The following is a 20,330-nucleotide window of genomic DNA, read 5'->3' as shown; positions in this document are numbered from 1 at the left end:
GGCGCCGCTCGCATTCTGAAACGCGATCAGGTGATGGGGCGCGAGGGTTTGATTTGGGGAGACGGAACTTAAAGCTCAACGCCGCTAATGCCGAATGGAGGACATGCCGCATGATTGGCATATCATAACTTCAGCAGAACTACCTGGCTGGGGCGGCAGGATTCGAACCTGCGAATGCCGGTACCAAAAACCGGTGCCTTACCACTTGGCGACGCCCCAGCAGGGAATGCGCGCTTAGCGGCTAATGCGGGCGCTGAAAAGCCCTTTGAAGAGAGTTTTCCAGCGCCGGCATTTCAGCAGGCTCAGGCCTTGAGAACAATGTCGATATCGGCGGCGGAATGCCGTTCGCGGACCATGCCTTCACCGTTGCGGTTTACGATCCGGCCGCGTTGAACCGGCGTGCGGGCGCCGACTTCCTCGCCCCAGCGCATCAGGTTTTCGTAGCTGGCAACGTCAAGGAAAGTCGCCGCATCGCCATAGGCGTCGCCGCGCACGAAGCCGCCGAACCAGCCATAGGCGGCTATGTCAGCGATAGAATATTCGCTTCCCGCCAGATAGCGCGACTCGCCGAGGCGCTTGTCCGCCACGTCGAGGATGCGCTTCGTTTCCATGGCATAGCGATTGATCGGATATTCGAACTTCTCGGGTGCATAGGCGTAGAAATGTCCGAAACCGCCGCCGATCAGCGGAGCCGTCGACATCTGCCACATCAGCCAGGACAGGCACTCCGCGCGCTCGGGATAGTTGGCCGGCACGAACTTGCCGAACTTTTCCGCAAGATAGAGCAGGATAGCGCCCGATTCGAAAATCCGCACCGGCTTGTCTGCGGAATAGTCCAGCAGGGCGGGGATCTTCGAGTTCGGATTCACCGAAACGAAGCCCGAACCGAACTGGTCGCCTTCGCCGATATTAATGAGCCAGGCGTCGTATTCCGCCTCCGCTACCCCTGCGGCAATCAGTTCTTCCAGCAGGATCGTGACCTTTTGCCCATTGGGAGTACCTAGCGAGTAGAGTTGCAGGGGGTGCTCTCCGCGTGGCAGTTCCTTGTCGTGCGTCGCCCCGGAAACCGGACGATTGATGCTCGCCCATTCGCCGCCGTTCCCCTTGTCCCAGGTCCAGACTTTCGGCGGCGTGTAAGTGGGATCGGACATGAGCAACTCCTTGATGTCGTGGGGGCTGATCTAGGAATGGCCTTCTCGGGCGGCAACCCCGATGCGGCTGATTGCGACCTTTGTGCTGTGGGCGACACAATAGTCCGAAGAGATACTCGACTGTCGGTGATTTCGATTGTAAATCAATCAGCTAGTGGTTTTATACGGCACTCGGCAAAACGGCGCCGGCAAACTGGCAGGAGGCGAATGACTAAACCGATCGACGCACCGGGAACTCCGGCGGGCCGGCGGCAGCCTTCGCGCCGCCGCAACAAGGGCTTCGAGGAAACCCATGGGGTCCTGATCGACACGGCTGTGCGGCTGATGTCGGAAAAAGGGACCGAAGCGCTTTCGCTGTCCGAAGTTGCGCGCGAAGCGGGTGTTAACCGCACCACCGTCTATTACCATTTCGACAGCCGCGATGCCTTGTTGGTGGCGGTTCGGGAATGGTCGGCAAACCAGTTGGCGGCCGCATTCGCACCGTCCGACACGGCAGAGAACCGCACCCGCTTCATCACCCGCTTCGTGCTCGAAAATCCCGAGGTGATCGCGCTCTGGACCGAGGAATTCCTCGCGCCGGGCCGTATCGGCAATCGCTACCCCCATTGGGATGCCCTTGTGGACGGGTTACGCGAGCAGTTCGCGGAGATGGGAGAAACGGACATCGACGCGGAATCGTTCAGCACATTGCTGCTGACATGGGCGATGATCGGGCCGCGCGTCTATCGCAATAGCGTCCGGCCTGACCTGCCGCTGGACGATGTCGTCGAACGGCTGGCGAAGAGCCAACTCGCCATGCTGCGCCTGATAGGCGTTACGCCAGGCCGCGATATTACGACAGATGTGTTGTAAGAATCGATAGGCTACCATATCCTGCTCCCGACAAAAGCAAGGGAGAGGATGCAATGAACGGGCAGGACGCGGCCTTCGAGCCGGTGGGCAAGGACGAACTGGCGTGGCTTGGCACGCGGCCTGTGCCCGCCGCACCCTACCACGATCCGGACTGGTTCGAACTGGAGCGAGAGGCGGTGTTTCGCCGTAATTGGCTCCAGATCGGCCATGTCTGCGAGGTTCCCGATCGTGGCAGTTTCATCCGCCGCGAGGTCGAGGTGCTCAAGGCGTCCATCCTCGTCACGCACGGCAAGGACGGGGTGATCCGGGCTTTCCACAATGTCTGCACGCATCGCGGCACCCAGTTGGTCGATGCCTGCGAGGGAAAGCAGAGCACCTTCAGTTGCCCCTATCACATGTGGACTTTCGGGCTGGACGGCGGACTCATCTCCGCGCCGGATTTCGAATCCTTCCACGTTTCCAAGTCGGATTGCGCTTTGCCCGGCCTGGCCTGCGAGGTGATTGGCGGCCTCATCTTCGTTCACTTCGGAACGCCCGCGATGAGCCTGCGTGAGGAACTGGGACCGCTTGCGGAAAAGCTGGAGCAGATGCCGGTGGGCCGCGCCACCACCTTCTCGGAATATGTCTACGAGATCGACGCGAACTGGAAGCTGACGTTCGATAATTTCCAGGAAAACTATCATCTGCGCTTCATTCACCCTGCTGCCGCGCAACCGGTTTGCAGCGCGGACAATCCGTTCGGTTATCCGGTCTCCTACGATTTTCATGGGGCCCACCGAGCGCAACGGATCTGGACGAACCCGAATATGCCTCCCCCCGCGCCGATACAGGGCGAGGCTTTCAGGCGCGGCGGGGTATCCGCCATGGCGGATGGTTTGTTCGGCGCCGAAACCGTGAAGGACTATCTGGCGCTGTTCCCGAACTTCTTCCTGTTCGGCTCACCGGTGCAGCATTTCTCGCACGTGGTCATGCCGCTCGCCCATGATCGTTCTCGTGGGGTTATCCGGCTTTACTGGGTGGGGGAAGACGAGAGTGCGAGTGAGCGGTTCGCTCGTGAATATGTCATGGCGACGGCCCGGGATGTTCATGCCGAGGATAGATCGGTGATCGAACGCGGGCACAAAGGGCTCGCCAGCGGGGCCTTGCGGCATATCCATTTCCAGTCTCAGGAATCGCTTTGCCGGCACCTGTTCAACGAGGTCGAGCGTATGGTGCAGGCCTTTCGCGCCGAGCGGCTGGAGGTGGTGCGATGAGCGTATCGCTTCCGGCGGGATTCGCGGTGCTGGAACCCTTCGTGTCGCAATGGGCCATCGGTGGCTCCGCCGCGCGTGCCGAGCAACGTGGCCGTTCTTTGAAAGAGCAGCGTGAGGCGTTCTACGTGGCGGCCAGCGCGCATCTTGGCGCCGCTCTCGATCATCTCGATGCGCGCGGGCTGCACGAGTTCGATCAGGCGGATGACAGGCTGATGAACCTCATGCTGAGCCTTGCGCACGTTGCGCTGGCGGAAGAGCTTCAGAAGGACGCCGAGGCGACACATGCCACTTTTCGCAAGTTCATGGAGATCACGCGGACACCGGCAGGGGCTTGAACGCCGAGGCCGACGATGTCCGATGCAATCGGCGCGCCAACCGCGAGAGCGGGGCGCGCCGGAAAGGTAGAAGTAAAGCATCAGGGAGAATGGCTCCCCGATGCTTGCTTCATGTTCAGGAGACCTTGCGGATCCAGCCATGCGTATCGGCAGCTTCGCCACGCTGGATCGAGACCAGGCGGTTCTTGAGCTTGGCGGTAAGCTGGCCGGGGCCGCCCGAACCGATGGTGAATTCACCGTCGCGGCCCGAAACCTTGCCGACCGAGGTGACCACGGCGGCGGTACCGCAGGCAAAGGTTTCGATCAGCTTGCCTGAATTCGCATCGTCGCGCCACTGATCGAGGCTGTACTTGCCTTCCTCGACCTTGAGGCCTTCCTCGCGGGCGAGCTGCAGCAGGCTGTCGCGGGTGATGCCGGGCAGGATCGTGCCGGTCAGCGCTGGCGTGAGCAGGGTGCCGTCCTCAAACACGAAGTAGAGGTTCATGCCGCCCAGTTCCTCGATCCACTTGTGCTCGGCAGCATCAAGGAAGACGACCTGGTCGTGCCCGCGAGCGATGGCTTCGGCCTGGGGGACGAGGCTGGCAGCGTAGTTGCCGCCGCACTTGGCCGCGCCGGTGCCGCCGGGGGCGGCGCGCGTGTAGTCGGAAACCCAGATCGAGACGGCAGGCGCGCCCGACTTGAAGTAATTGCCTGCCGGGCTGGCAATGACGATGAACTTGTACTGCTTGGCCGGGCGCACGCCGAGGAACGCCTCGGTGGCGATCATGAAAGGGCGCAAGTAGAGCGAGGCGCCTTCGCCGTCCGGGATCCAGCTGCGATCGATCTTCACGAGGCGTTCGATGGCTTCGACGAAAAGGGCCTCGGGAAGCTCGGGCATGGCGAGGCGCTGGGCCGACTGGTTGAAGCGCGCGGCGTTCGCCTCGGGGCGGAACAACGCCACCGAACCGTCGGTCTGGACATAGGCCTTGAGGCCTTCGAAGATTTCCTGCGCGTAGTGCAACACTGCTGCCGCGGGATCGAGCGCAATCGGCTGGCGCGGGCCGATGACCGCGTCATGCCAGCCTTGGCCTTCGGTCCATTCGATGACCACCATGTGATCGGAGAAGTTCGTGCCGAAACCGGGGTTGGCAAGTACGGCCTCACGCTGTTCCGCGCTGGCGGGCGAAGGGTGGGGCAGGGTGGTGAAGGTCAGGCCGGCATCGGCGAGAGTCGCCATCGAACGAAATCCTCTTGTAGACGTTCCGGCTCCGTTGAATGAAAATTACACTCAAGGCAACCGAAAAGTAATTTTGATACTCAATTTTATAGTATTACCACGCTGCAGCGGGCGGAGCCATGGCATGGGCCGTCCGCAGATCGGCGGGAAAACTGTCGCGGAACGGCCTTAGCCCCGGAAAACCCGCAAGTGCCAGTGCGAAATTCGCTTGCCGCGATGCGGGGAGGATAAGCCGGAGGCGTGACCTTGCGAGGCGACAGCCCGAGAAACCCTGCCCGGAGACGGCGTTCGACCTGCGGGAATCAATACGCGCCATGCAAATGAGAAGGGCCGCCCCGGTTGCCCGGTGCGGCCCTTCGCATGGTCAGCGGCCGGGAAGTGCCGCCAGCGAAAGCCTTTATCGCTTCATCAAAATTTAGCGATAATGCCTCGCGACGGAAATTGCCGACCTCTCTGCTGAACCATGAGACATCGGATCACCTCCTTTCGCGCTGTTGAGCCAAGGTTGCCGCACTGAAGCGGCCGGACTTCGGTAACTCTCGGGCGCGTTTCCCGGGGCCCGTCGTCCTGAGAAAATTTGTGTCCGATTCCGCACCGCACAACAAGTCTTGAATTCATATTTTTTGCGGTCATTATCGACGCTTCGGGTGAGTTTTCCCCAGCCTTCGCGCCGCTTTGACGGCTCGATTTCGGGGGCTGGAAAGTGCGGCCCGAATGCCCTTGAAATGACGTGAAAACATTCCGGAAGGGCGAGAAGTTATGGGCTATTTATCCGCCTTCTCGCCACGATTCCTGTTCAATTTTGCACGTTGCGCTCTCAGCGACAGTCCTCGATGACGCGCGAGATTTCGGTCCAGCTCGGGATGTAGAGCGGCGCCATGCCCTGGACTTCGGCGGCAAAGCGACCGCGGCTGAAGGCCATGGCGTCAAGCAGGCGGTCCCGTGCCGGCAGGTCCACCTGAACGCCGCCGTTCACGGGCGATGCCGTGAGCACGCGGCTGGTGTCCGAGGTGGAGATGGAAAGCGGTACCGAGCCGTTCGCCGCGCCGCTGCGGAACAGTGATACCGTGGCCGATCCTCGATTGCAGCGTATTCCGAAAGTGCCATTGGCGAAGCTGGCGATACCTGGCGAGGCGATGCTCCAGTCGCCCGGTGTCTGCGGGGCGTCTCGCCAGTCTGCGGCAGGCGGGGCTGTCGGAGCGGGAGGCGCGACGGGGGCAGGCGCCGGGCGCGGTGCAGGCGGCGGGCTGCTCGGCGCTACGCAGCCGGCGACCATCGCCAGCGCGGCGAGCGGGGCGAAAGCGAGTTTCTGGGGGAACGCGGAGAGAGCCGGGCGTCGGCGCGGATTTGCCTTCATGATCCCGGTATGGAATGAGGCGCGCTTCATCTCAAGTATGCAAAGCCATGACTGACCCGTCCGAACCCCGCTCCGTCGAAAAGAAAGCTCCGCATTCCAAGGGGGCATCCGCAAAATTGCGTGTCGATCAGGCGTTGGTGGACCGCGGGCTTGCCGAAAGCCGCACGCGTGCGCAGGCGCTGGTGCTGGCAGGGCTGGTGTTTTCCGGCGAGACCAAGATCGCCAAGCCCGGGCAGAGCCTTAAGGCCGACGCGCCGCTTGAAGTGCGCGGGCGCGATCACCCCTGGGTTTCGCGTGGGGGCATCAAGCTGGCTCATGCGATCGAGCATTTCGGCCTCGACCCGGCGGGGGCTGTCGCCATGGACATCGGCAGTTCCACGGGCGGGTTCACCGACGTGCTGCTCAGCAATGGCGCTGAGCGCGTGTTTGCGGTGGATTCGGGCACCAATCAGCTCGCCTGGAAGCTGCGTCAGGACCCGCGCGTAACCGTGCTGGAACAGACCAGCGCCCGCGTGCTCACGGCGCAGCAGATCGATGCATCGTGCAACTGGGTCGTCTGCGATGCGAGCTTCATCGGGCTCGCAAAGGTTCTCGAAGTACCGCTCCGCCTTGCCGCACCCGAATGCAGGCTGGTTGCGCTTATCAAGCCGCAGTTCGAAGTCGGACGGGGCGAGGTGGGGAAGGGCGGAGTCGTGCGCGACCCCCTGTTGCACGAGCGAGTCTGCAACGAGGTGCGGGACTGGCTCGAAGGCGATGGCTGGGCGATCCAGGGGATCGTCGAAAGTCCGATCAAGGGCCCGGAAGGTAACGTCGAGTTTCTCGTTTCGGCGCAACGTGGATGAATTTCGGGATATCAGGTGATTGCGCGCCGGGCAGGCTCGTTACACAACTTGCCGGAATCCACCGCCTGATGTCGCGGTTTTCCTGATTCGGGAGTTGCTAGGGGAATGAACCTGATCGCTTCGTCGGGCCAGTTGCGCGCCAGCCTGCTGCGCTGGTCGCTTGTGCTCGTCCCGCTGGTCGTGCTGCTGGGCTTCATCTCGGGCAAGGTTTCGCAGAGCGGGCCCGGCAATGCCTGGTTCGATGCATTGGCAAAGCCCGCCACTTATCCGCCGCCCATCGCCTTCCCGATCGTCTGGACGCTACTCTATGTGTTGATGGGCGTGGCGCTGGCGATGGTCTGTTCGGCGCGCGGCGCGCGCGGACGCGGGCTGGCGGTGGCCGCGTTCGTCCTGCAGTTCGCGCTCAACCTGGCGTGGAGCCCGGTGTTCTTCGGCGCCCATCAGATGACCATCGGACTCGCGGTGATCGCGGCGATGGATTTCGCGGTGCTTCTGACGATAGCGCTGTTCTGGCGGATTCGCCCCGTCGCGGCGCTGCTGCTCGTGCCCTATCTCGTGTGGATCTGCTTCGCGACATACCTGAACTACGCGTTTCTTGAGGCAAATACCTCTCTCGATGGTGCTGAAGGGCCGCGGGCGGTGGAACGCTTCGAGATTTGAGCAAAGGGCTCTTGCGCGGCTTCGCGCAACATACCAAATAGGCTCCCATGCAAAGCGAAAACCCTTTCGTCGCCGACTTCGTCAAGATGATGAACAGTGCCGCCGGCACGCTCGCCGGCGTGGGCCGGGAAGCCCGCGACAATGCGCGTGAGCGCTTCAAGGAATTCATGGGCGACATGGACTATGTCACCCGTGAGGAATTCGAAGCGGTAAAGGAACTTGCCGCCACCTCGCGTGCCGAAGTGGAAACGCTCAAGGACCGGATCGCCGCACTCGAAGCCAAGTCCGGTTCGTAGTTCCGGCCCCGCGAAGGCCGGGTCGTCCCACGCCTTCTCGCGTTTCGTTTCCCTGATCGTGCGTCGCTGTAGCTGAGGCCCTGCAAGCCGCATCATGCAGCTTCGCGCTTCCGCCATCGTTTGTGCCTCCCGGCCTCACGGCGAAACAGCCGCCATCGTTCGCCTGTTGACGGCGGAAGCGGGTCTCGTCGCGGCCTATGTCGCCGGAGGCAGGGGGCGTGAACTGCGGCCGGTGCTGATTCCCGGCAACGGCGTCGAGGCGGAAATCCGCTCGAAAAGCGATAGTCAGCTTCCTTTCGCCCGCATCGAACTGGTTTCCAGTCGCGGCCCATGGCTGGGTGAACCGCTCCCCGCCGCCGCTATCGCCTGGGTCACGGCGCTTACCGCCACCTGCCTGCCCGAGCGCCATCCCTATCCCGCGCTTTACCAGGCGCTTGGCGCGCTGCTGGAGGCGATCTGCGTTGCCCCCTCCGCCCGGGGCTGGGCGCTGCCGCTCCTGTCCTACGAAGTCCTCCTGCTGCGCGAGCTTGGCTACGGCGTGCCGGTTGCGCGTCCCGAGGATGACGACTGGGGGGCGATACTCACTACTTTCGACCTGCTCGGCCGCGAACTGGCGCGCTATCCGCTTGCCGATCGGCGTGGAGACGCTATGGGGGCGCGCGTCCTGCTGCGTGAGCGGCTGGGGCGGATTCACGGTTGACGCCAAGCGGAGAACGACATGCGCATTGCGGTATTTGCAGGAGACGGGATCGGTCCCGAGGTCACCGAGCAGGCAGTGCGCGTGCTTCAGAAGCTCGATCTTCCAGGCCTCGAACTCGTCGAAGGCGATGTCGGCGGCGTCGCCTATCGCAAGCATGGCCATCCGCTTCCGGCCGAAACCCTGGAAATCGCGCGTTCGTCGCAGGCGATCCTGTTCGGCGCGGTGGGCGATTTCTCGTGCGATCATCTGGAGCGTCACTTGCGCCCGGAGCAGGCCATTCTTGGCCTGCGCAAGGAGCTCGGCCTCTTCGCCAACTTGCGCCCGGCGCAGGTTTTCGCGGGCCTCGAGGACCTGACCACGCTTCGTCCCGAAGTCGCCAGCAAGATCGACCTGCTGATCGTGCGCGAACTCAACGGCGATGTGTACTTCGGCGAGAAGGGCATGCGCACGCTGGAAGACGGCCGCCGCCAGGGCTGGGACATGATGTCCTACGCCGAGGATGAAGTGCGCCGCATCGCGCATGTCGGCTTCACGGCGGCAATGGGGCGTTCGAAGAAGCTTTGCTCGGTCGACAAGGCGAACGTCCTCGAGACCTCGCAGCTCTGGCGCGATGTCGTGATCGAGGTCGCCAAGGAATATCCCGAGGTCGAACTCAGCCACATGTACGTCGACAATGCGGCGATGCAGCTGGTGAAGAACCCCGGCCAGTTCGACGTGATCGTCACCGGCAATCTGTTCGGTGACATTCTTTCCGACCAGGCCTCTATGTGCGTGGGCTCGATCGGGCTGCTGGCTTCGGCCAGCCTTGCCGAGGGTACTTACGGCCTTTATGAGCCGATCCACGGTTCGGCGCCGGACATCGCGGGCAAGGGCCTTGCCAATCCGATGGCAACGATCCTCTCCGCGGCGATGCTGCTGCGCCATTCGCTTGGCCTCGAAGTCGAAGCTGCCCGTATCGAGGCGGCCGTGGCGAAGACCCTGGCGGACGGCATCAAGGGCGGCGATCTGGGCGGTTCTGCGGGAACGCGGGAAATCGGTGACGCGGTCGTCGAACGCCTGTAAGGTCCCGCGACCTTAACTGACGATAGATTTTTATTCAGGTTTTCCACCTAGTACGGGGCGCATGAACATTACTCGTTCGGATCTCGCAGAGGCGCTCGACGTCGCAGCCAAGCCGCTTGAGCTGGCCATCGTCCTGCCCACCTACAACGAGCGCAAGAACATCGCGACGATGATCGAGCGGCTCGACGCCGCGCTCAAGGGCGTGGTGTGGGAGGCTGTCTTCGTCGATGACAACAGCCCCGACGGCACCTCGGACGAGGCGCGCCGCCTGTCGCTGGAAGATCCGCGTGTACGCTGCATCCAGCGCATCGGTCGGCGCGGCCTTGCCAGCGCCGCCATCGAGGGCATGTGCTCCACCGCCGCGCCAATCGTCGCGGTGATGGATGCCGACCACCAGCATGATCCCGAATTGCTGCCGCAGATGCTGAAGGCCGTGACTTCGGGCGAGTACGACCTTGCCTATGCCTCGCGCTTCGCCGAAGGCGCCAGCACCGAGGCATGGGGTCGTCCCGATCGCGTCAAGGCGTCGGGCCTTGCCAACCGGATCGCCAACAAGGTGACCGGCGTCGAGCTGACCGACCCGATGAGCGGCTTCTTCATGCTGCGCACCGAGACGCTGCGTGCGGATGCCCACCGCCTGTCGGGGGTGGGCTTCAAGATTCTTCTCGATATCCTCGCAACTGTCGATCGTCCGCTCCGCGTCAAGGAGTTTCCGCTCCATTTCGCGGCGCGAGCCGAAGGCGAAAGCAAACTGGACCAGACCGTCGTGTTCGAATTCCTCGTGGGCCTTTACGACAAATGGCTGGGCCGGATCATTCCGACCCGTTTCGCGCTGTTCGGCACCGTTGGCGCCTTGGGCGTGCTGGTGCAACTGAGCGCGCTGTGGATCATGCTCCACCTCGTGTTCGCCGAGCGCTTCGTCTACGGAAACTGGTCGGAGAGCGCGACATTCAACATCGCGAACACCATTGCTGCGGTCGTGGCGATGACGTTCAACTTCGTGTTGAACAACGAACTGACTTATTCTGACAAGCGCCTGCGCGGCTTCGGCCCGCTGATGCGCGGCTGGGCCCAGTTCGCGGTGACCTGCTCGCTGGGCCTGTTGACCAACATCGGTTCGGCCGCCGTGCTCAAGACCATCGGCATCCATGCCGTGGTGGCAGTCATCACCGGCATCGTGCTGGGTTCGGTGTGGAACTTCGCACTGTCCTCCAAGTTCGTCTGGGGCAAGTACTGAGCGTGAATATGCCGCGGCACGCGGTGCCGCGCAGTCAGGTTCTGTGGCTCGTGCTCACGAGCGTAGCGGCGTTGTTCAGCTTGCTTGACACGCCGTTTCCGCGTCTGGCGCCGATGCAGAATCTTCCCACTCTGGCGATTCTCGGCGCGATCTTCTGGTCGTTGCGGCGGTGGCCTCTACCGACCAGCGCCGTCGCCTGCATCTGCCTGTTCCTTGTGCTGCACACGATCGGTGGGCGTTACGTCTACTCCCATGTCCCCTACGAGTATTGGGCGCGGGCGCTCGGTCTGCCGTCGCCAGCGGCGACGCTGGGCCTGGAGCGCAACGCCTGGGACCGGCTCGTCCATTTCAGTTTCGGTGCGCTGTGGGTCCATCCGATCTCGGTATGGCTCGTCCGGCATAAGGGGCTGTCGCTGTCCCTTGCCACTTATATCTCAGTCGAGTTCGTGCTGGCGGGCAGCGCTCTCTACGAGATATTCGAATGGCTGCTGACGGTGTTCATGGCCGGCCCCGATGCGCTGGCCTACAATGGACAGCAGGGCGATCCCTGGGACCCGCAGAAGGACATGGCCATGGCAGGGCTCGGGGCGGTGGTCAGCGCGTCGGCCCAAGCAATCCGGTTGCGGCTGCGGGCCGATCTCTGAGGATCAGCGCCAGTTCGGCAGCCACATCCAGAAATTGTAGAATTCCTTGGTGGGCAGCGGGGCGCCTGAAATGATCGGGTAGAACAGGACGAACATGCCGACGGAGCCCCACATGGCTATCGTTCCGGCACGGCGCCACTTGTCGCGGCGATCCCACAGGGCATCCAGAGCGAATGCGAGAATGGCCATGAGGAAAGCGCCCGGCAGCAGATAGTGATAGTAGAACTGGATGGGCTTGCCGTTGACAATCCACATGCCCAGCGTCCCGGCATAGAGCGCGATGAGCACCGTGAGCTCCGATCGGCGGCGGAACGTCGCGGCCCAGATGCTCCAGATCAGGGCGAAAAGTCCCGCGATCATGGAGAACGGGTTGCCGAGCATGACGATGCCATGCTGACGCCCGTCGATACTCTCGAACTGGTACCAGATCGGCCGCCAGTCGACCATCCACTGGTACCACTGGCTGCGATAGGGGTGGAGCTTCTTCACGCTGTCCTGCAGCGCTATCATGTGGCGGTGCTGTTCGATGAAGCCCCAGGGCGAGACGGGACGAACGCTATAGAACATCGCGGGCAGGTAGGTCGCCCAATAGACCGCCAGGGGTAGCAGGCCGAGCCAGAACCCCGCCTCGATCAGCGATATCCCGGGAATCGGGCCTGCTTTCCTGCTGCCGACGATCTTCCAGCCATTCTCCCGGATGCGCAGGGCCAGGAACCAGAGCCCGGGAATGGCAAGCGCCGGCGCGCTGCTCCACTTGGCGCCCAGCGACAGCCCCAGCGCGATCCCCGTCATCGCCAGCCGCGCCCTCGCGGCTCCTGCCGAACCCGATCGAAGCGCGGCGGCGAACTGCCAGAGGCCGACCATGCAGAGCGACGCCTCCACCATGTCGAGCATCGCGATCCGGCTTTGTACGAACCATGTGAAATTGGTCGCGAGAAGCACCGTGGCGGTGATCGCCGCGCGGCGGCGGCCGGAAATGAGCCAGATGAAGCGCGAAAAGGCCAGCAGGCCCAACGTTCCGAAGAGCACCGGGCCGATGCGCCATGCAAAGGGCCGGTCGCCGATGAGGGCGATGAACCCGGCGATCACTTCCTTGGCGAACATCGGATGCTCGCGATTGGCGGGAACCATGTCCAGCAGCTTGAGCGCTGCGGGAACGTAATGGATCTCGTCGAAGTAGTACCGTCCCGGCTCGGAAATGCGGAACAGGGCGAGGGCCAGGAACAGGCCCGTTACGATCAGGCTCCAGCCGATCGGGTCTCGGTCATTACGGGAAACGGTCGGCATCGGCTCGGCGGAATAGGGAGGAAAGCGAGCGACTGCAAGGCCGGCTGAGATGGGGTTGAACGGCACCTAGACTTGCACTGCGTCGCTCACGATCCTAGAGGCATGGCCCATGAAACGCACCACCGGACAGGACCGCACCAAGACCCGCAACTGGCGCCCTGCCACCCGCGCGATCCGCGGGGGCACCTGGCGCTCCGAAATGGGGGAGACCAGCGAAGCGCTGTTCCTCACTTCGGGCTACAGCTACGACGACGCAGCCACGGTCGCCGCCCGCTTCATGGGCGAGGACGACGGCATGACGTACTCGCGGTTGCAGAACCCGACGGTGCAGATGCTGGAAGAGCGCATCGCGCTGCTTGAGGGTGCCGATGCCTGCCGCACGCAGGCTTCCGGCATGGCCGCGATGACGGCGGCGCTGCTGTGCCAGCTTTCGGCCGGCGACCACATGGTTTCCGCGCGCGCTGCTTTCGGTTCGTGCCGCTGGCTGGGCGATAGCCTGCTGCCGCGTTTCGGTATCGACGTCACCGTGATCGACGCGACCGATACGGCTGCATGGGAAGCGGCGATCCGGCCTAACACCAAGGTGTTCTTCTTCGAATCGCCCGCCAATCCGACGATGGACATTGCCGACATCGAAGGCATCTGCGCGATCGCCAAGGCGCACGGCATCACTACCGTGGTCGACAATGCGTTCTGTTCGCCGGTTCTCCAGCGTCCGATGGAGTTCGGCGTGGATGTCGTTGCCTATTCGGCCACCAAGCTGATGGACGGGCAGGGCCGCGTTCTGGCGGGCGCCGTTTGCGGCACCGAGGAATTCATCAACGACAAGCTCCTGCCGTTCCAGCGCAACACCGGGCCCAATCTTTCGCCGTTCAATGCCTGGGTCGTGCTCAAGGGTCTCGAAACGCTTGACCTGCGGGCGAAGAAGCAGAGCGAGAACGCGCTGAAGGTCGGTGAGTTCGTTGCCGGCCGGGTGCCGCGGATCCTGCATCCCTGGCTCGACAGCCATCCGCAGCAGGCGCTGGCCCGCAAGCAGATGGATGCCTGCGGCCCGATCTTCAGCTTCATCGTCGATGGCGGACGCGAGCAGGCCCATGCCTTGCTCGACGCGCTGGAACTGGTCGACATCTCGAACAACATCGGCGACTCGCGCTCGCTGATGTGCCACCCGGCATCCACCACGCACCACAACATGGGGCCGGAAGGCCGCGAGGCCATGGGCATCTCCGAGGGGATGCTGCGCATCAACGTGGGCCTGGAAGATGCCGACGACATCATCGAGGATCTCGACCAGGCACTGACCAGGGCGGGGCTCTGAGGCCTGCAATACCTTGCTTTTCGGGCGGTGAATCGGCCGGATATGGATGTTGTTTCCTGTCCGGCCGGCGCTTCGCCGGAATGTGGCCAAAGGTGATCGCATCCGGGACAGGGGTGGCCGCCTAGCCTGTTGTAGGCATCCCGATTCGTCGTTAGGCTGGCGGGTGTTATGAAGGAACTGTTCCAGCATACCGCACTGACCGACGGCGTGACTGTCAGGGTCGCCGTGAATTTCCTGCCCGAGCAATCTCGGATTGAGGCGGGCAAGTGGTTCTGGGTCTATCACATCCGCATCGAGAATGATTCGGACGATACGCTCCAGCTTCTCACCCGGCACTGGCGCATCACGGACGGAAACGGCGATGTCAGCATCGTCGAGGGTGAAGGCATCGTCGGCGAACAGCCGGTCATTCGCCCCGGCGCCAGCCACGACTACGTGTCGGGCTGCCCGCTTTCGACCCCGCAGGGCTCGATGGAGGGATACTACACCTTCACGCGAAGCGACGGCGAGCAGGTGGAGGCAGCAATTCCCTTCTTCCCGCTGGCCGCTCCCGCAACGGCGGGTTGAGGCATCGCCTTCGCCGGGATTGCGGCATCGCCTTCGCCGGGATTGCGGCATCGCCCTCGCCGGGGTTGCGGCAGAACATTCCCGACGGCCAATACATTCCAGATGCCCATTGCCCGCTATGGCGACTGCGCATAGGGAACTTCCATGAAGCGCACGCACCTGCCCCTCAATGCCCTGCGCGTTTTCGATGCAGCGGCACGCCACCTTTCCTTCACCCGCGCGGCCGACGAACTGGCGGTGACTCCCGCCGCCGTCGGTCAGCAGATTCGCGCCCTTGAGGATCTCCTCGGCGTGGTCCTGTTCCGGCGGACCAGCAAGGGTCTGGAGCTGACCGAGGAAGCGGGAGCGGGCCTAGCCGCGCTCAGGACCGGTTTCCTGCATTTCGAGGATGCCGTGCAGGCCATGCAGGCCGGGCAATCCAGCCATGTCTATACCATCGCCGCCCCGCGCGAATTCTTCGCCGCATGGCTGGCGCCGCGCCTTGCGCAGTTCCGTGCCGACAATCCGCAGGTGCGCTACGTCATCGTCGATGGCGAACTGACCGATTTCACCGAGGCCAACCTCGATCTCGCCGTCCGCTGGACCGATGGGCCCGGCGAACTGGAAGGCGCTGCACTGGGCGCGGCCGAATGGGTCGAAGTCGGTGTGGGAGACTGGATCGGCTGGCCGGGCGATCCCACGCCCGGCGGCGAACTGGGCCAGGAGAACGAGGAGGCCAAGCCCGCGATCGCCGTCAGCGATGCCGGTCAGGCGATTGCGGCGGCGCGTTCCGGGCTGGGCCGCGCGCGCGTTCCGGGGCTGCTGGCGCGGGGCTTGATGGGGGCGGACGAACGCGCCGCCATTCAGGCCACCGTTCCGTCCCGGCGCGGATACTGGCTGGTGGCGCCGCTGCCGCAATGGCGGCAGAAGAAGGTCAAGGCGCTGGTCGCGGCGCTGACCGGCGAAGCCGGGGCCGAGTGAGCAGGCCGATCCGCATTCCGGTGATGGCGGTCAGGACCATCCTGCCGGAACGCGGGATCAAGGGGAGGGAGCCCCGCCCGGACGGGCAGGGCTCCGGCCGCTATCAGAAGCCGAGATCCTCGATCTTCCCGTCGAAGTTGCCGCCGAGCTTGTGGATGGCTTTGGCGAGCTTGTCCTGCGGCACGCCTTTCAGATAGCCGTCCACGATCCGCTGGTAATTGCTGATCATGCCTTCGACGTCCTTGGACAGGCGCATGAATTCAAACCCGGTGGCGTGCAGCCCCTTCTGCTGGATGGGGATGTTGCCATAGTCCTGCCGCGGGATCGGCGGGAATTCGGGGCTGTTGTAAGGCAGGTCGACCGGCTCCATGACGGGCTCCGGTTCTTTGCCTTCCGGGCAGTAAGTGAGCGACCAGATCTCGAAGTAGCAGCTTTCCGGGCCCAGCGGGCGAATGCGGTAGGCCGACATCGAGGTGAAGTACGGCAGCAGGAAGTAGTGCGGGAAGAGGAATTCCACCGCATTGACGGGGTGCGTCTGCGACAGCGTGCAAAGATCGGGCACCGGCTCGCCGCGTGCTTTGAGCTGTTCCGTGATCTGGTGCATGACGATGCCGAGCCAGTGGAACATCGCCATGTTCTGGTCTTCGGGCAGGCCTTCCTCGATGCCGATGAGGCCGCGGGCGATTTCCACTTCCTTTTCGTGGACCATGCCCGCCATGCCTTCGCTGAGGAGCGCCATCGAGTTGACCTGCAACTCCTGGTTCTCGCGATAGGAGAGGTGGGCTTCGGCCATGATCGGAACCGGGCCGCGCGGGGTCTTGTACATGGAATCGTACATCATCGGCGCGGCGTGCTGGAGCTGCGGATGCGTCTGCATCACGTGGTAGCCTTCCATGAAGGCTTCCATCGCGATCTTCCAGTTGGCCGGCAGCACGGCGCCGTAGCACCATTCGGCCCGCATCTTGTCGAGCCCGCGCGCTTCGAGGTTTTCGGCGATCGGGCCGAGCGATTCCCGCACGGAAGGTGCGTCATGGTCATGATTGATCCATACGCAGCCGATGAAAGTCTCGGCGCGGCAGGGGATCAGGTTGATGTCGTCTTCCTGGAGCTGACGCTCCGAGAACATGTGCTTGCCGTAGACCTGCGTGGATTCGCCGTCCATGTTCCAGCGCCAGCCGTGGAACGGGCAGACGAAGCCGGACTTCGAGCAGTTGCCATGGGCATTGCCGGTGCCGCCCGCGAAAGGCACGCCGCGATGGCGGCAGGCGTTATGGAACGCCTTCACGCCGCTGGCGGTGCGCACGATGATGACGGACTTGCCGACGTTCTCGTACTCGATCCAGTCGCCTACTTCGGGGATCTGTTCCTCGCGGCAGGCCATCTGCCAGACGTGAGGCCACAGATGGTCAAGCTCCGCCTGGTAGAACTCGGCGTCGTAGTAGCGCTTGACCGGGATCCGTTCGGGATCATCGATCGGAAACGGGACGGACCGCAGCCCGCCGTCGACAGATTTAAGCACTCCGACACCTCTCAGATGGTTCTTCATTCGTGTTGAACGAATGTACAACCGTGGGCGAGGCAGGCAATGGCCGGGCGCGTCCCGAGCATCGTGGACGCGCTTTTTGAAACGAGGGATCGGGGGCGGTCGGGAGGAAGGGGCGGGCGCTCCTTGCTGGCGGCGCCTGCCCCGGTTTCGCTGGCCTCTTGCGCTAGCTCCGGTTCGGATCGAGCGCAGAGGCGGAGCGCCGTGACGGTTGAGCCATGCCGCGGTTCTCCATCGCCATGAGCGCGGCGATGCGCTTCTCGGTTGCCGGGTGGGTCGAGAACAGGTCCGATACCGAAGTCGGCACGATGTAGAGCTGGGCGGCTGCCGGGTTGCGCTCGGACGCGGCGTTCGGGACGGCTTGTGCAGGGCCTGCGATCCTGGCCAGCGCCGAGGCGAGGGCGCGCGGGTTGCCGCTGATTTCGGCGCCGGCCTTGTCCGCTCCGAATTCGCGGGTGCGGCTGATCGCCATCTGCACGATCATCGCCGCGAAAGGCGCCATGAACACCGCTGCCATGGCGGCGAGCGGATTGGGCCGATTCTCGCCGCTGCCTCCACCAAGGTGGCCGCCGAAGAACAGGCCGAAGTTGGCGATCATCGAGATGGCGCCGGCAATCGTCGCCACCATGGTCATGATGAGGGTGTCGCGGTTCTTCACATGGCCAAGCTCGTGAGCCATGACCGCGGCCACTTCCTCGCGGTCCAGCATGTCGAGCAGGCCGGTCGTCGCGGCTACGGCGGCGTTTCGGGGATTGCGGCCGGTGGCGAAGGCGTTCGGGTTGGGGCTCTCGACCAGATAGACGCGCGGCATCGGCAACTGCGCGCGGCGGGCCAGCCCGGCGACGAGATTGTAGAACTCCGGCGCGGTGCGTTCGTCCACTTCGCGCGCGTTGTGCATCCTGAGCACGATGCTGTCGGCGTTCCAGAAGGTGAACAGGTTCATCCCCGCCGCCACGACCAGCGCGATCGCCGCGCCGCCGCTGCCGCCGAAGATATAGCCCAGCCCCATGAACAGCGCCGTGAGCGCCGCCAGCAGCATGGCCGTCTTGAAACCGTTCACTTCGTCAAACTCCCTGAAATCGTGGAATGCGGGATCTGGGTATCAGATGCCGGCTTTCAATATCCGGAACGCGCCCTGCATCGCCCGCGCGAATTGCTTCGTCCTTTGCGCCTTGGGTGTCCCCAAGCGCGGCAATCCCCCCTAGGACCGCCGGAAAGAGGCTTTTTGGGAGTTCACAGGCAATGGCGTTCAAGACCCGCGTCACCGAGATGCTCGGTATCGAGCATCCGATCGTGCAGGGCGGCATGCAGGGGGTGGGTCTGGCCGAACTTGCCAGCGCCGTGTCCAATGCAGGCGGCCTCGGCACGCTGACCGCGCTCACCCAGCCCAGCCCGCATGCGCTGCGCGAGGAGATCGAGCGTTGCCGGTCGATGACCGACAAGCCGTTCGCCGTGAACATCACCGTGTTCCCGACCATCCTTCCGCCCGATTACAAGGCCTATGCCCAGGCCGCGATCGACGGCGGCGTGAAGATCATCGAGACCGCCGGCACGCAGCAGGTTCGCGAAATCTGGGAGATGGTGAAGCCGCACGGGATCACCGTGCTTCACAAGTGCACCGCCGTGCGCCACGCGCTTTCGGCCGAGAAGCACGGCTGCGACATCATCTCGATCGATGGTTTCGAATGCGCCGGCCATCCGGGCGAGGATGACATTCCCGGCCTGATCCTGATCCCCTCGGCGGCGGACAAGGTGAAGATCCCGATGCTGGCCAGCGGCGGTTTCGGCGATGGGCGCGGTCTCGTCGCGGCGCTGGCACTGGGGGCGGAGGGCATCAACATGGGCACCCGCTTCTGCGCCACGCGGGAAGCGCCGATCCATGACAACGTGAAGGCCAAGTACGTCGAGAACGACGAGCGGGGCACCAACCTCATCTTCCGCAAGTTCAAGAACACCGCGCGCGTCGGCAAGAACGACGTATCCGACGAGGTCGTCGAGATTTCGGCGCGGCCCGATGCGGTCTTCGACGATATCCGCCACCTCGTGGCAGGCGCCGTCGGGCGCGAACTGCTCCAGAGCGGCGATCTCACGAAGGGCATCTTCTGGGCCGGAATGGTGCAGGGCCTGATCCACGATGTTCCCACCTGCAAGCAACTGATCGACAGGATCGTTGCCGAGGCCGAGGAAATCGTGAATGGCCGTCTCGGAAAGATGCTGGCCTGAGCCGGTACGGATTACGGAGCGATGCCTGAAATGACCTACGAGAAAGTCCTCTACAGCCTCGAAAACGGTGTCGCGCGGGTTTCGATGAACGATCCCGCCACCCGCAATGCCGGCTCCGCGCAGATGGGCGAGGAATTGTTCGACGCCATGACCCGCGCCTCGTTCGAGGCACGGGCTGTGGTGCTGACGGGCGAGGGCAAGGCGTTCTGCTCGGGCGCGAATCTCGGCGATGCGTCCGACATGCTGGCCGATCCGCGCCGCGACGTGGGCACTCTGCTGGATCGTCACTTCAATCCGGTCATCATCGCCATGCGCAACATGGAGCAACCGGTCGTCACCGCCGTTCGCGGCGCGGCAGCGGGCGTGGGCGCGGGCCTCGCCATGGCGGGCGACCTGATCCTCTGCGCCGAAAGCGGCTTCTTCCTTCAGGCCTTCCGCCACGTCGGCCTTGTGCCCGATGGCGGTTCCTCGTGGCTGCTGACCCGCGCGGTGGGCCGCGTGCGCGCCATGGAAATGATGCTGCTGGGCGAGCGTCTCCCTGCCGCCAGGGCGCTGGAATGGGGCCTCGTCAACCGCGTGGTGCCTGACGAAGACCTCGATGCCGCTGCCCTCGCGCTGGCGGGCGAACTGGCGCAAGGTCCGTGGTCGCTGCGCCGGATCAAGCAGGTCGCTTGGGCGGCGACCGACTGCACGCTGGAACAGGCCCTCACCAACGAACGCCTCGGCCAGCGCGACGCCTCCCGCACGCAGGATTTCGTGGAGGGCGTCACGGCCTTTGCCGAAAAGCGCAGACCGGTGTTCAAGGGGCGCTGAACGCGGGCACCGTT

At 63.8% G+C, this 20,330-nt stretch carries 21 protein-coding genes and 1 tRNA gene; 15 read left to right on the top strand and 7 right to left on the bottom strand.

The features are described 5' to 3' along the window. Positions 1 to 144 precede the first annotated feature (144 nt). A tRNA-Gln gene (locus tag U9J33_RS13675) sits at positions 145 to 219 on the bottom strand. A gap of 83 nt (positions 220 to 302) precedes the next feature. After that, positions 303 to 1,151: a glutathione-dependent disulfide-bond oxidoreductase gene (gene yghU / locus U9J33_RS13670; RefSeq protein ID WP_324696030.1), complete on the bottom strand. Its 849-nt coding sequence runs from the start codon at positions 1,149 to 1,151 to the stop codon at positions 303 to 305. 207 nt (positions 1,152 to 1,358) lie between these two features. Here yghU and U9J33_RS13665 point away from each other — a divergent pair, with 207 nt between their 5' ends. Genes U9J33_RS13665 through U9J33_RS13655 form a run of 3 tightly spaced genes read left to right on the top strand, consistent with a single transcriptional unit; the run spans position 1,359 to position 3,591 of the window. Next, positions 1,359 to 2,003: a TetR/AcrR family transcriptional regulator gene (locus U9J33_RS13665; RefSeq protein WP_054440443.1), complete on the top strand. Its 645-nt coding sequence runs from the start codon at positions 1,359 to 1,361 to the stop codon at positions 2,001 to 2,003. 53 nt (positions 2,004 to 2,056) lie between these two features. Further along, the gene (locus tag U9J33_RS13660; protein WP_185997028.1) at positions 2,057 to 3,256 is read left to right on the top strand and encodes an aromatic ring-hydroxylating oxygenase subunit alpha; all 1,200 of its coding nucleotides are present in this window, start codon (positions 2,057 to 2,059) and stop codon (positions 3,254 to 3,256) included. After that, complete coding sequence (locus U9J33_RS13655) at positions 3,253 to 3,591, top strand: hypothetical protein (RefSeq protein WP_324696027.1); 339 nt, start codon at positions 3,253 to 3,255, stop codon at positions 3,589 to 3,591. The genes U9J33_RS13660 and U9J33_RS13655 overlap by 4 nt, the downstream gene beginning before the upstream one ends. Before the next feature lie 115 nt (positions 3,592 to 3,706). Here U9J33_RS13655 and U9J33_RS13650 read toward each other — a convergent pair whose 3' ends face one another. Further along, positions 3,707 to 4,807 (bottom strand): branched-chain amino acid aminotransferase, encoded by a 1,101-nt coding sequence (locus tag U9J33_RS13650; protein ID WP_054440437.1) that lies wholly within the window; start codon positions 4,805 to 4,807, stop codon positions 3,707 to 3,709. 817 nt (positions 4,808 to 5,624) lie between these two features. After that, entirely contained in the window at positions 5,625 to 6,164 is a 540-nt protein-coding gene (locus U9J33_RS13645; RefSeq protein ID WP_324696025.1) for a hypothetical protein, read from the bottom strand. 47 nt (positions 6,165 to 6,211) lie between these two features. Between U9J33_RS13645 and U9J33_RS13640 the strand changes: the two genes are divergently transcribed. The 7 genes from U9J33_RS13640 to U9J33_RS13610 all read left to right on the top strand — a co-directional run bounded on the left by U9J33_RS13640 (position 6,212) and on the right by U9J33_RS13610 (position 11,605). Continuing rightward, entirely contained in the window at positions 6,212 to 7,006 is a 795-nt protein-coding gene (locus tag U9J33_RS13640) for a TlyA family RNA methyltransferase (protein WP_324696022.1), read from the top strand. A gap of 105 nt (positions 7,007 to 7,111) precedes the next feature. After that, positions 7,112 to 7,666: a TspO/MBR family protein gene (locus U9J33_RS13635; protein WP_324696019.1), complete on the top strand. Its 555-nt coding sequence runs from the start codon at positions 7,112 to 7,114 to the stop codon at positions 7,664 to 7,666. Between the two features lie 47 nt (positions 7,667 to 7,713). Next, complete coding sequence (locus U9J33_RS13630) at positions 7,714 to 7,962, top strand: accessory factor UbiK family protein (protein WP_054440429.1); 249 nt, start codon at positions 7,714 to 7,716, stop codon at positions 7,960 to 7,962. A gap of 94 nt (positions 7,963 to 8,056) precedes the next feature. Then, complete coding sequence (gene recO / locus U9J33_RS13625; protein WP_054440427.1) at positions 8,057 to 8,662, top strand: DNA repair protein RecO; 606 nt, start codon at positions 8,057 to 8,059, stop codon at positions 8,660 to 8,662. A gap of 18 nt (positions 8,663 to 8,680) precedes the next feature. Further along, on the top strand, positions 8,681 to 9,724 hold the full coding sequence (gene leuB / locus U9J33_RS13620) for a 3-isopropylmalate dehydrogenase (RefSeq protein WP_324696015.1): 1,044 nt from the start codon (positions 8,681 to 8,683) through the stop codon (positions 9,722 to 9,724). A 61-nt stretch (positions 9,725 to 9,785) separates the two neighbouring features. Then, positions 9,786 to 10,961 carry a glycosyltransferase gene (locus U9J33_RS13615; protein ID WP_054440423.1) on the top strand — a complete coding sequence of 392 codons (1,176 nt, stop codon included), beginning with the start codon at positions 9,786 to 9,788 and terminating at the stop codon, positions 10,959 to 10,961. A gap of 71 nt (positions 10,962 to 11,032) precedes the next feature. Beyond that, positions 11,033 to 11,605 carry a DUF2238 domain-containing protein gene (locus tag U9J33_RS13610; RefSeq protein WP_324696012.1) on the top strand — a complete coding sequence of 191 codons (573 nt, stop codon included), beginning with the start codon at positions 11,033 to 11,035 and terminating at the stop codon, positions 11,603 to 11,605. 3 nt (positions 11,606 to 11,608) lie between these two features. On the opposite strand, the gene U9J33_RS13605 is transcribed toward U9J33_RS13610, so the two are convergent. After that, on the bottom strand, positions 11,609 to 12,892 hold the full coding sequence (locus U9J33_RS13605) for a phospholipid carrier-dependent glycosyltransferase (RefSeq protein WP_324696010.1): 1,284 nt from the start codon (positions 12,890 to 12,892) through the stop codon (positions 11,609 to 11,611). A 109-nt stretch (positions 12,893 to 13,001) separates the two neighbouring features. Here U9J33_RS13605 and U9J33_RS13600 point away from each other — a divergent pair, with 109 nt between their 5' ends. From U9J33_RS13600 to U9J33_RS13590, 3 genes are all read left to right on the top strand, one after another. After that, on the top strand, positions 13,002 to 14,210 hold the full coding sequence (locus U9J33_RS13600) for a trans-sulfuration enzyme family protein (RefSeq protein ID WP_054440416.1): 1,209 nt from the start codon (positions 13,002 to 13,004) through the stop codon (positions 14,208 to 14,210). A 168-nt stretch (positions 14,211 to 14,378) separates the two neighbouring features. Then, entirely contained in the window at positions 14,379 to 14,777 is a 399-nt protein-coding gene (gene apaG / locus U9J33_RS13595) for a Co2+/Mg2+ efflux protein ApaG (protein ID WP_185997035.1), read from the top strand. Between the two features lie 144 nt (positions 14,778 to 14,921). Further along, positions 14,922 to 15,737 carry a LysR family transcriptional regulator gene (locus U9J33_RS13590; RefSeq protein ID WP_324696004.1) on the top strand — a complete coding sequence of 272 codons (816 nt, stop codon included), beginning with the start codon at positions 14,922 to 14,924 and terminating at the stop codon, positions 15,735 to 15,737. A 103-nt stretch (positions 15,738 to 15,840) separates the two neighbouring features. Here the strand turns inward: U9J33_RS13590 and U9J33_RS13585 are convergent, their stop codons facing one another. Both U9J33_RS13585 and htpX read right to left on the bottom strand, forming a co-directional pair. Continuing rightward, the gene (locus U9J33_RS13585) at positions 15,841 to 17,256 is read right to left on the bottom strand and encodes an aromatic ring-hydroxylating dioxygenase subunit alpha (protein ID WP_324696002.1); all 1,416 of its coding nucleotides are present in this window, start codon (positions 17,254 to 17,256) and stop codon (positions 15,841 to 15,843) included. 190 nt (positions 17,257 to 17,446) lie between these two features. Then, on the bottom strand, positions 17,447 to 18,340 hold the full coding sequence (gene htpX / locus U9J33_RS13580) for a zinc metalloprotease HtpX (RefSeq protein ID WP_324696000.1): 894 nt from the start codon (positions 18,338 to 18,340) through the stop codon (positions 17,447 to 17,449). A gap of 182 nt (positions 18,341 to 18,522) precedes the next feature. Here htpX and U9J33_RS13575 point away from each other — a divergent pair, with 182 nt between their 5' ends. Continuing rightward, positions 18,523 to 19,503 carry an NAD(P)H-dependent flavin oxidoreductase gene (locus U9J33_RS13575; protein WP_185997038.1) on the top strand — a complete coding sequence of 327 codons (981 nt, stop codon included), beginning with the start codon at positions 18,523 to 18,525 and terminating at the stop codon, positions 19,501 to 19,503. 21 nt (positions 19,504 to 19,524) lie between these two features. Beyond that, positions 19,525 to 20,316 (top strand): enoyl-CoA hydratase-related protein, encoded by a 792-nt coding sequence (locus U9J33_RS13570; RefSeq protein ID WP_324695996.1) that lies wholly within the window; start codon positions 19,525 to 19,527, stop codon positions 20,314 to 20,316. The last annotated feature ends 14 nt before the right edge of the window (positions 20,317 to 20,330 follow it).

Source organism: Novosphingobium sp. RL4 (assembly GCF_035658495.1).
In the GTDB taxonomy this organism is placed as follows: Bacteria; Pseudomonadota; Alphaproteobacteria; order Sphingomonadales; family Sphingomonadaceae; genus Novosphingobium.
The sequence above is the reverse complement of the archived record's forward strand: the minus strand, read 5'-3'. Positions and strand labels throughout refer to the sequence as shown.